Genomic DNA, 9291 nt, shown 5'->3' with positions numbered 1-9291 from the left:
AAATAGATCTAGCGATTCTAGGCAAAAAGCTAACGAAAGAATTAGGGATAGGAGCGAGCTTACTAGGAATTATTATTAATAAGTGAGAGATGGTGCGGCGAACTTTTTCGAGCTAAAACCATGAAAAGCTTATGCTATATGGATTTCAGCCTTCTTGTCCCCCTGTCGGCTAAATTTGCCCAAAAGTCATCAGATTGAGCGAAATTAAACAAAACATCGTCAACAACAGGAAGAATCGGCAAAAGAGAGGAAGTCATGACATTAACAGCAGAGGTTTATTGCTAACAGTTTTAGCCCAACAATCCCCAATCTTTCAATACCCCTGTAACAGAAATTAATATTTATTACAAGAAAACGGGTTTCTTGAGACAGTCGGGAAAACTATATATAGCGGTTTTCAGTCTGCTGAGGTACAAGAGTTATGGGTTTTAGGCAAGAGGTAAAAGGGAAGAAAAATAGGTGTACCTCACTAGCTTGGGAAACGCTATATTCATAATTTATCATTCATAATTCATCATGCCCACGGGAGCATTTTTGGCGATTAATCCTGTTCCTCTAGCCATTTTTGCCAGAGATCTGGACGACGTTCCTTAGTACGATCGAGTTGTTGTTGATAGCGCCAATCAGCGATATCCTGATGATTACCCGATCGCAAAACCGGCGGCACTTGCCAACCGCGAAAGACCGGCGGCCGGGTATATTGGGGATAATCCAATAAACCTGCCTCAAAACTCTCCAATTTCAACGATTCCGCCTTACCTACTGTACCGGGTAACAACCTCGTCACCCCGTTAATAATCGCTAAAGCCGGGATTTCCCCACAAGTTAGGACAAAATCCCCTAAAGATACCTCTCTAGTCACCAAATGCTCACAAACCCGCTCATCTACCCCTTCATAATGGCCACAGATGAGAATTAACTGCTGATAACTACTGGCCCAAGTTTTCAGTAAAGCTTGATTGAGAGGTTCCCCCTGGGGAGTCATCAGCACGATCTCCCGGGGTGGTAAAATTCCTAAAGACTCGATCGCCTCAAAAATTGGCTCTGGTTTTAATAACATTCCCACACCACCACCGTAGGGTTCATCATCGACGCGACGGTGTTTATCGTGGGCAAAATCCCGGAGATTGACCAAATTTACCCTAGCGATGTCGCGTTCGAGAGCTTTTGCCAACAACCCCGACTGCAGCGGTGAAGTAAAAAAATCGGGAAAGAGAGTAATAATGTCAAACTGCACGGGAAAATTAAGGCCTAGACTGGGATAGTGTTTAATGTATCATTGTGTCACGGTTCGATCGGTTAAAATCTTGCTAATTTTGCGCTAGTCTATCTCAATAACATGATAGACTATGCTGTACTGTCTAGGGGTTTTTCTGGCTCTAGCTTGAGTGATCGAAGTCTAGCCTAGACTTAAAGTTAACTAACAGTCCGTCATTGCCAGTGGATCGAAGAAAATTGCTAAAATCGCCTCTACTATTGCTTGATGTCCCGAAAAATATTCCTAAACCGCATTTTTTTCCGTCAACCGTTCAGGGAAAATAACATCAAGATACCTGTACATCTTCCCGAAAAACCTTCCATCCCTAAAAATGTCTATTCGTTCAGTGACATGATCATCGAGCTAGAAACCCAACACCACCAAAATCCTACCCCCGTATCTCTCAAAACGGCGATTTTAGTCATTGGAGGTGCCGAGGATAAAGTCCACGGTAAAGAGATACTGCATACCTTTTGGAATCGCGCTGGGGGTAGCGAAGCAGTGATCGCTATTGTTCCCTCCGCTTCCAGAGAACCAGTTTTAATCGGCGATCGCTATCAGAAGATTTTCGAGGAAATGGGGGCAAAATACGTCAAAGTTATCGATATTCGCGATCGTGTACAGGGAGAAGACCCCCAATTTCAAGCCTACATCGAAGAGTGTACAGGTGTATTTATGACCGGAGGCGACCAGCTGCGTTTATGCGGTTTGCTCTCCGATACTCCCCTGATGGAAAGAATCAGACAAAGAGTGCAACAGGGAGAACTAACCCTAGCTGGAACTAGCGCCGGGGCCGCCGTTATGGGTCATCACATGATTGCTGGGGGCAGCAGCGGGGAAGCACCTAATCGGGCCCTAGTGGATATGGCCATGGGATTAGGTCTCATTCCTGAAGTCATTGTCGATCAACACTTCCACAATCGCAACCGCATGGCCCGGTTAATGAGTGCTATCTCTGGTTATCCCGAACGTTTAGGAATTGGCATCGATGAGGATACCTGCGCTATGTTTGAACGGGATGGCACGATGACAGTAATCGGCTGCGGTACAGTGACGGTAATTGATGCTAGGGAAATGTCCCACACCAACCACCATCACGTCACCGCAAACGAACCTCTGAGTCTGCATAATCTGCGGGTACATATTCTTGCCTACGGTGATGGCTATCATCTCAAAAAACAGCAAGTGATCCCTAAATTGGGGTAAAAAAACTCCTGAAAAACTGTTCACGATGAACAGTTTACCCATCTCGGAAAACCAGACAATAAAGAACGGCTTCTTTGTGCTTCTCAACAGCGAACATCAGCTATATCATGAAAATTCTCAGAACCCAAACCCTGCGCGGTCCCAACTACTGGAGTATTCGTCGCGACAAGCTCATTGTTATGCGTCTGGATCTCGAAGATCTCGCAGAGAAGCCATCGAATGAAATCCCCGGCTTTTACGAGGGATTAATCGACGTTCTTCCCAGTTTAGTCGAACATTACTGCTCCCCTGGTTATCGCGGTGGTTTCTTTGAACGAGTCCGCACTGGCACTTATATGGGCCACATCATTGAACATATCGCCCTAGAATTGCAGGAATTGGCAGGAACTCCCGTCGGGTTTGGTCGCACGAGAGGCACCTCCACCCCCGGAGTCTATAACGTGGTGTTTGAATACGTTGAGGAGCAAGCGGGACGTTATGCGGGTCGGGCTGCCGTGCGTTTGTGTCAATCGATTGTCGATACGGGAACCTATCCTAAGGAAGAATTAGCCCAAGATTTAGCCGATTTACGCGATTTATGCAATAATGCCTCCCTCGGTCCGAGTACAGAAACCATCGTCAAAGAAGCACAAGCTAGAAATATCCCCTGGTTACTCCTGAGCGCTCGTGCCATGGTGCAATTGGGCTATGGTGTTCACCAAAAGCGCATTCAAGCCACTTTAAGCAGTTTTTCGGGGATTTTAGCCGTTGAGTTGGCCTGTGACAAGGAAGGCACAAAAACTATCCTCAAGGATGGTGGCATTCCAGTCCCCCGGGGTACGGTGATTCAATACTTGGATGAGTTGTCAGCGGCAATCGAGGAAGTGGGAGGGTTTCCCATCGTGATTAAACCCCTCGATGGCAACCACGGCCGGGGCATCAGCATCGATGTTAAAACTCAACAGGAAGCAGAGGAAGCCTATGATCTAGCCAGTGCCGCCTCGAAAACCCGCAGCGTGATCGTAGAAAGATACTATAAAGGCAGTGATCACCGAATTTTAGTCATAAATGGTAAAGTCGCCGCCGTGGCCGAACGGATCCCCGCTCACGTCGTCGGTGATGGGCGCTCAACTATAGAAGAATTAATCGAAATTACTAATCAAGATCCCAACCGGGGTGACGGTCATGCCAACGTTTTAACTAAAATAACTATTGACAAAACCGCCCTTAATGTGCTAGAGAAACAGGGCTATGAATTAACCAGCATTTTAGCCCACGGAGAGATCGCCTATCTGCGGGCCACGGCTAATTTAAGCACCGGCGGCATCGCTGTGGATCGTACCGACGAAATTCACCCCGAAAACATCTGGATCGCCCAAAGAGTGGCAAAATTAATCGGTTTGGACATTGCCGGTATCGATGTGGTGACAGAGGATATCCGCAAACCCCTGAAAGAAGTGGACGGGGTAATCGTAGAAGTCAACGCCGCTCCCGGTTTTCGGATGCACGTCGCCCCCAGTCGCGGTTTACCCCGCAATATCGCCGCTCCAGTTATCGATATGTTATTCCCCCCCGGGACTCCCAGTCGCGTGCCAATTCTGGCCATTACGGGAACTAACGGCAAAACCACCACTAGCCGCTTAATTTCTCATATTTGCCGACAAACGGGGAAAGTAGTCGGATTTACCACGACGGACGGCGTGTATATCGATGATTATCTGGTAGAAAAGGGCGATAACACCGGTCCCTACAGCGCCAGTATGATTTTGAAGGATCCCACAGTGGAGATTGCCGTATTAGAAACGGCCCGGGGTGGTATCCTGCGATCGGGTTTGGCCTTTAATCAGTGCGATGTGGGGGTGGTGTTAAATGTGGCCGCCGACCATTTGGGTATCGGCGATATCGACACCATCGAACAAATGGCGAAGGTAAAAAGCGTTGTGGCCGAGGTGGTTAGCGCCGAGGGTTACGCGGTTTTAAATGCCGATGACCCCTTGACCGCTAGTATGGCCGAAAAAGTCAAGGGAAGAGTCGCTTATTTTTCCATGAGTCCCGATAACCCGATTATTCACGACCATATCCGTCGCGGTGGCATGGCCGCCATCTATGAGAATGGCTATCTGTCGATTCTAGAGGGAGAATGGACGCTGAGAATCGAGGAAGCAGTCAATATTCCCGTGACTATGCAGGGAATGGCTCCTTTTATGATTGCTAACGCCTTGGCCGCCTGTTTAGCCACTTTTGTGCAGGGTATCGATATCGAGTTAATTCGCCAAGGGGTGCGGACTTTTAAACCTTCCGTGGCCCAGACCCCCGGCAGGATGAACCTGTTTGACTTGGGACACCATCACGCTTTAATCGATTATGCCCATAATCCCGCCGGATACGAAGCCGTCGGCGGTTTTGTCGGCAATTGGTCCGGGGAAAAAGTCGGCGTGGTTGGGGGGCCGGGCGATCGACGGGATGATGATTTAATTTTATTAGGGAAATTATCGGCCCAAATGTTCGATCGAATTATTGTTAAGGAAGATAACGATACTCGCGGTCGCCGCCGGGGAGAAGTGGCCGATTTAATTCTCCGGGGAATTAGCCAAGAAAATGCCAGTTTGCGACCAGAAGTTATTCTCGATGAAACGGAAGCTTTAGAGAAGGCTTTAAGCACGGTTTCTGAGGGTGGTTTAGTGGTAATTTTCCCGGAAAGTGTCACCCAGGCGATCGATTTGATCGAGAAACATCGACCCCTGACCGATAATCAGGGTTAAAAGTTGGGATATTCTGCCTATAGAGTCACTTCTAGCCCGATGGTCTGTTCCCCTCTCTAGGCAATCGTTGATCTACAATGATTATTGTAGGCTTTCATCGAAGGAATAATAATATTGATGCAGTTATTCACCATCGGTCACTCTAATCACGAAATTGCCTCATTTATGCTTCTACTTAAGAAGCATAATATAACTGCCCTTGCTGATGTTCGTTCTCATCCTTATAGCCGATTTCTCAAGCATTTTAATCAGTCAATATTGTCAAATGCTTTAAAAAGTGAAGGCATTTACTATGTGTTTTTGGGCAAGGAATTAGGAGCCAGACCGAGCAGCGAAGAATGTTATGTCAATGGTAAGGCTTTATACGAAAAAATTGCTAAAACATCAGCTTTTAATCATGGAATTGAACGAATTTTACAGGGAGTGAAAAAACATCGAATTGCACTTATGTGTGCGGAGAAAGACCCGATTGAATGTCATAGAGCGATTCTGGTTTGTCAACATCTACGTCATTGCGATTTAGATATTTATCATATTCTAAAAAATGGTGACTTGGAATCTCATGACCATTTGGAAGAAAGAATGCTGTTCAAACATAGTTTGACCGATTTTTCAGCCAGTAATCAAAAAGAAATTCAGCTTTCTTTATTTGTCGAGCCAAATAGCAATATTCTCACAAAAGCAGAATGTTTGGAGAAAGCTTATAAGCTTCAGGGTGATGCAATTGCTTATATAGAAACAAGTGGTAATTATGATGAACAGGACAATCAATCTCTTTACAATCGGCTTTACTCAAAAGACTGCACAGAAGTTCTTTGATGACTTACAAAAAGCTGGTGTTAAGAGAGTTATAGATACTCGTTTAAATAATGTTTCCCAATTAGCAGGATTTAGTAAAAAAGCTGACCTAGAATATTTTTTAAAAGTCATCGGTGGCATTGACTATGTTCATGTTTTAGACTTAGCTCCAACTCAAGATATTCTTGATGAATATAAAAAGAAAAAAGTTGATTGGACAATATACGAACAAAAATTTAGACAACTTATTAGTAGCCGGAGGATTGAAACAAAAGTTTCTCCAGATGTAATTAATAACGCTTGTTTACTCTGTAGTGAGGCAAAACCTCATAATTGTCACCGTCGTTTAGTGGCGGAATATTTAAAGGAGAAATGGGGGAATGTCAATATATGTCATCTCTGAAAAAAATTGTCTGTCTTGCTAATTCATGGAAATTAAATGAACGCTGTATCGCTGGAATTGATATTGGTTCGGGAAATTGGGTTCGTCCTGTGTGTGATTCTCTTTATCCAGAAGATGGCAGGGTTCCACGAGCAGTTAGACTAATTTCTGGTAAAGAACCAAAAGTTTTAGATATTCTCGAAATTCCCCTGGCTGATACTGGCAATGATTTTGGGTTTGAATCGGAAAATCTTTCCGTTTTACCCGGTGAATGGAAATGTGTAGGTAGATTCAATATCAATAATTTGGGAAAGTATTGTAGAACCCCAACAAAAATACTGCACAATTCAATTAAATATGTTAATCCTTCTTATTTGAAAAACCTTAATTTCAATCAACGTTATACTCTCCAGTTGATTCAAGTGCAGAGTTTTAGAGTATATCAAAAAGAAAATTCAAAAGGAAATTTTGAGTGGCGTGGCACAATTACAACAGCGAATGGTAACAGTTTGACAGAAGCAAAGATAACTGATCCCGTATTTGTCGAGAAATTAAATACAGGCTATCAACCTCAGCAAAACTGTTTTGTTACCGTCAGTCTTAGTCTGCCTTGGATCTCTTCGGCAAATTGGGAAGGAGAAGCTCCCTGCTGGAAATTAATAGCAGGTGTGATTGAATTATAGGAATTACGGCTAGACAACTTTTTTATAGGTTGTTGGCTCGAAAAAATCTCTGTTCGTGAAATTTTCAGAGCTATGAACAGTTGAGTTTAACAGACTGAAGTGGGCGAGGTAAATTTAGCATGAATGCTGGAGCGATCAAGCGAAAATAAGGCTCTTCTCAACTTTGTGTGATAAGTTTAACTTATATAGTAGCGATCGATTTTTGTGTCCTCTGTGTCTCTGTGGTTCCTTCCACTCCCTCGCCCGCAAGACTGTATCTTAGAATACATTTTACCCACCAAATCCAAAAGAACCCCATTTCCCTATCCTTGTCAATTGTGGATCAAAGCAGCTTGACATCCATATCTTGATAAAGTTATCAAAGTTACTCTGGTTTGAGACTATCTAAAATTAATTTTATATCTAAATCAAGAGCTTGAGCAATTTGTTCGATCGTTAATCCTAATCCTATTAGTTTGGGAACAGTTTCTAGTTTTGCTTTAATAACATTGTTTTCAGTTTTATAAATATGATAATTTTCTATTTCTCGATTATTAGAAGGGTGATGACAAAAAGTAACCTGATCAATTTTTACAGATTTATTACCCAAATTATTAATACTATTGCTGACAATTAACCTTTCAATTGCTGATCGAACAGTTGATTTATTTAATTCTTCCCCTAACACTTCCGAAAGAATGCGCCAAAGTTCATAAGCTTTATCTCTGGCATGACCTTCAGAACAATTATATTTTTCTGCTATTTTTGCATATTTCTGACCATCAAAAACGTTCTTTAAAATCCCTAATTGCAATGTATCGAGATGCTTTCCCGTGTGGTCAAAAACCAGATTATCAATAAGTGAGAAGACTTCTTGGGTATCCATGGGAGTAATGTTAAGATTTTGGGACACAATACCGTCATTATCCGTTATTTTCCGATATTTGTAAACATAGTTAACAAAACTTCCGACAATATCCGTTTTTTTCCGTCTTGACAATGTTTAAACTTATTAGTTAGGATTCTGCTTATTATGGTTGTTTTTGCAGTAACTACTCACTATGAGAGCCATTAAAATCCTCTGTATGTTCATTGGTATGGGATTAATTCATTCTGCTCCCATACAAGCAAACAATATGAGTAATGATATTTTAATTAGCCAATCTCGTCGTCAGTATGAATGTACGCGGAACGGAGTTAATCCTACTATATCAGGTTCTCTGTTTTCAGATGGATATAACTGTTTAATACCTATATCAGCAGGTAAGTGTGTAGGTTATGCTGATGCTTTTGGATACAGTCGTATTGGTAATTCAGATCCTAGAGGAATGATAAGCTGTAAAAATGTCGAAATTGCAGAAGATAGACTAACAGGGAAAAAATATTATCGATTTGGTTCAGGAGATAAATTTATCTTGGAAGGAAAATAAGTTTATTTTAGATTCTGTAATTATCTTTACAGTTGACCATTCTTGATCCCAGTCCATCCCATTTGTGGAACAGTTTTGATATTATAACCTGTAAACTCCCTCATTAATCTTCGGTCAATACATTCATCTAAAAAAAGCCTCATTTCACGCTACCCTATCAATAAGCTCTTTTTCAAATTCTGCAAGTAAGCTAATAACTCGTTCTCTTGTTACCGTCGGAAAACCCTCTAAAAAATCATCAATTGATTCTCCTGCTTTAAGATAATCAAAAAGTGTTTGTATCGGAACTCTAGTACCTGAAAAAACAGGAACACCACTCATAGTTTCAGGAGATACATTGATAAGAGGCGAATATTTAGCCATTTTGATTACCTTCTTAGCTTCTACAGAGTAGATTAACCCAGAGCAATGCGTCTTGTCTTCATATTCTAGCCTAGATTCTTGAAAAATGGGTTAAACTGATGCTAAATAGGGTTTGCTGACAAAGTACGGGCGAAGCATTCGGGCAATAACCTATCGGTGAAACCGTAGATTGGCTCTTCTAGGTTCTGTGTGATGAGTTTAACTTACATAGGATCGATCTTTGTGTCCTTTGTGTCTTTGTGGTTCGTTCCACCCCCTCGCTAGGAGGAATGTATCTTAGAATACATTTTACCCACCAAACCTGGGAGAGCCGTAGATTTTTTATCCGAATGCTTCGCCCCTACAGGACGCGGGCCGATGAAGACGCAAGGTTTTGAAGCACGATTCTCTCAAAATCTTGCACCTGTTTCGCGAGAAAAGCCACAAAACCCTTACCTTGCCTACATTTCAC

Annotated in this window: 11 protein-coding genes; 8 read left to right on the top strand and 3 right to left on the bottom strand. The window is 42.8% G+C overall.

From position 1 onward, the window contains the following. Positions 1–541: 541 nt before the first annotated feature. The gene (gene trmD / locus ACOCD9_RS20225; protein WP_419548284.1) at positions 542–1237 is read right to left on the bottom strand and encodes a tRNA (guanosine(37)-N1)-methyltransferase TrmD; all 696 of its coding nucleotides are present in this window, start codon (positions 1235–1237) and stop codon (positions 542–544) included. 372 nt (positions 1238–1609) lie between these two features. Between trmD and ACOCD9_RS20220 the strand changes: the two genes are divergently transcribed. From ACOCD9_RS20220 to ACOCD9_RS20195, 6 genes are all read left to right on the top strand, one after another. After that, a complete protein-coding gene (locus tag ACOCD9_RS20220) occupies positions 1610–2464 on the top strand; it encodes a cyanophycinase (protein ID WP_002737451.1) in 855 nt (284 codons plus the stop codon). A 107-nt stretch (positions 2465–2571) separates the two neighbouring features. Beyond that, the gene (cphA, locus tag ACOCD9_RS20215; protein WP_419548283.1) at positions 2572–5205 is read left to right on the top strand and encodes a cyanophycin synthetase; all 2634 of its coding nucleotides are present in this window, start codon (positions 2572–2574) and stop codon (positions 5203–5205) included. Positions 5206–5322: 117 nt separating this feature from the next. Then, entirely contained in the window at positions 5323–6024 is a 702-nt protein-coding gene (locus tag ACOCD9_RS20210; protein WP_419548281.1) for a DUF488 family protein, read from the top strand. Then, positions 5960–6406 (top strand): DUF488 family protein, encoded by a 447-nt coding sequence (locus tag ACOCD9_RS20205; protein WP_024969514.1) that lies wholly within the window; start codon positions 5960–5962, stop codon positions 6404–6406. Before ACOCD9_RS20210 ends, ACOCD9_RS20205 begins: the two co-directional genes overlap by 65 nt. Next, the gene (locus ACOCD9_RS20200) at positions 6394–7068 is read left to right on the top strand and encodes a dual OB domain-containing protein (protein WP_419548280.1); all 675 of its coding nucleotides are present in this window, start codon (positions 6394–6396) and stop codon (positions 7066–7068) included. The genes ACOCD9_RS20205 and ACOCD9_RS20200 overlap by 13 nt, the downstream gene beginning before the upstream one ends. Positions 7069–7235: 167 nt before the next feature. Continuing rightward, on the top strand, positions 7236–7418 hold the full coding sequence (locus tag ACOCD9_RS20195) for a hypothetical protein (RefSeq protein ID WP_419548278.1): 183 nt from the start codon (positions 7236–7238) through the stop codon (positions 7416–7418). 14 nt (positions 7419–7432) lie between these two features. On the opposite strand, the gene ACOCD9_RS20190 is transcribed toward ACOCD9_RS20195, so the two are convergent. Beyond that, the gene (locus ACOCD9_RS20190) at positions 7433–7933 is read right to left on the bottom strand and encodes a hypothetical protein (protein WP_419548277.1); all 501 of its coding nucleotides are present in this window, start codon (positions 7931–7933) and stop codon (positions 7433–7435) included. A gap of 175 nt (positions 7934–8108) precedes the next feature. Here ACOCD9_RS20190 and ACOCD9_RS20185 point away from each other — a divergent pair, with 175 nt between their 5' ends. Further along, entirely contained in the window at positions 8109–8477 is a 369-nt protein-coding gene (locus tag ACOCD9_RS20185) for a hypothetical protein (RefSeq protein WP_287667587.1), read from the top strand. Between the two features lie 144 nt (positions 8478–8621). Here ACOCD9_RS20185 and ACOCD9_RS20180 read toward each other — a convergent pair whose 3' ends face one another. Then, positions 8622–8840, bottom strand: coding sequence for a DUF433 domain-containing protein (locus ACOCD9_RS20180; protein ID WP_002794870.1), 219 nt, complete (start codon positions 8838–8840; stop codon positions 8622–8624). 185 nt (positions 8841–9025) lie between these two features. Here ACOCD9_RS20180 and ACOCD9_RS20175 point away from each other — a divergent pair, with 185 nt between their 5' ends. Further along, positions 9026–9217 carry a hypothetical protein gene (locus ACOCD9_RS20175; protein ID WP_419548285.1) on the top strand — a complete coding sequence of 64 codons (192 nt, stop codon included), beginning with the start codon at positions 9026–9028 and terminating at the stop codon, positions 9215–9217. Positions 9218–9291 lie beyond the last annotated feature (74 nt).

The sequence above is a fragment of the Microcystis sp. genome (genome assembly GCF_048564745.1).
GTDB lineage: Bacteria > Cyanobacteriota > Cyanobacteriia > Cyanobacteriales > Microcystaceae > Microcystis > Microcystis ichthyoblabe_A.
The sequence above is the reverse complement of the archived record's forward strand: the minus strand, read 5'-3'. Positions and strand labels throughout refer to the sequence as shown.